Source organism: Vibrio sp. B181a, assembly GCF_030248375.1.
Taxonomy (GTDB): Bacteria; Pseudomonadota; Gammaproteobacteria; order Enterobacterales; family Vibrionaceae; genus Vibrio; species Vibrio campbellii.
In genome coordinates this window covers 1-940 of the sequence record NZ_JAHGAD010000155.1, presented here as the reverse complement: position 1 = coordinate 940, position 940 = coordinate 1, and the positions used below count along the sequence as shown (strand labels likewise).

At 42.9% G+C, this 940-nt stretch carries 3 protein-coding genes; all 3 read left to right on the top strand.

All coding sequences use genetic code 11. The features are described 5' to 3' along the window. Positions 1-191 (top strand): DUF1293 family protein (locus KIO97_RS26880; protein WP_285384441.1); only part of this gene is annotated, 191 nt, incomplete at its 5' end. Positions 192-196: 5 nt separating this feature from the next. Further along, complete coding sequence (locus KIO97_RS26875; RefSeq protein WP_285384440.1) at positions 197-427, top strand: hypothetical protein; 231 nt, start codon at positions 197-199, stop codon at positions 425-427. A gap of 5 nt (positions 428-432) precedes the next feature. Beyond that, the gene (locus tag KIO97_RS26870; protein ID WP_285384439.1) at positions 433-681 is read left to right on the top strand and encodes a hypothetical protein; all 249 of its coding nucleotides are present in this window, start codon (positions 433-435) and stop codon (positions 679-681) included. Positions 682-940: the final 259 nt, after the last annotated feature.

Below are 940 nucleotides of genomic sequence, written 5' to 3'. Positions count from 1 at the left end.
TGATGATTGATCATGAATACGCCCTGCTCCTTGAGCGCACCGGTGCTTTGGTTCCTCGTCGTGAGTACCAATTGCAACTTGAAATCAACCCAGAAGATCCATTGGCGGGTGCCATCGTGACAGCGCTTATTCCTGTTGATGCAGAAATTAAGAAGCACTTCGAAGCTTCAATGAAATCAGTTCAAGGTTAGAAAAAATGTCTGTATGCGTCACCGTTGTTAACCAGTACGGCAATTTAAAAGCGACGAAAACTCACGTCGACAATTGCCAAGAATACATACTGATTTCAGCGGTGGAGTATCAAGAATATAAGGATCCAGTCCTATTCAATGGTGACTTGTTCCTATATGTCAGTGGCGTGCTCTTGATCAACATGGTTGTCGGTCATTGGGTAGGTCGTGTTGTTCGCCTTATGAGTAAAAGGTAATTCAAATGAAAAAACTAGAACTTGTTGTAAATAACGTAAAACACGCAGTCGTAAACAAGAAAACAGCCGTAGGCTCAGCGCTTATGCTTGCTTCTGCTTCTCCAGCTTTTGCTGATACACCAGATTTAACTGGTTCAATTAACACTGCTGTGAGTGGTGGTCAAAGTAATGTGGCTCTGGTCGTTGCTGGCCTGATTGGTATGGCTGCACTGGGCTTTGGCGTCAATATGATTGTGGGTTTCCTTCGCAAGTAACGGTACGTTTTAATGCCTCCTTTATCTGGTAACTTACTTGGGGATGTTCTCGCTATCGTTCTGGGTATTTCCTTTGCGGGGGCATTTCTCCACGGCTTTGTGAGTGGCATCAATACTCACTAATCAGTTAATCAAGGGGGCTTCGGCTCCCTTTTTTATTGGTTTCAGACAATGATTCATTTTCTGCGCTTTTCTATTGTCCTTTTTGTTCTATGTTTCAGTAATTTAACGTTCGCTTTAGAAGCTTATGTTAGTTATA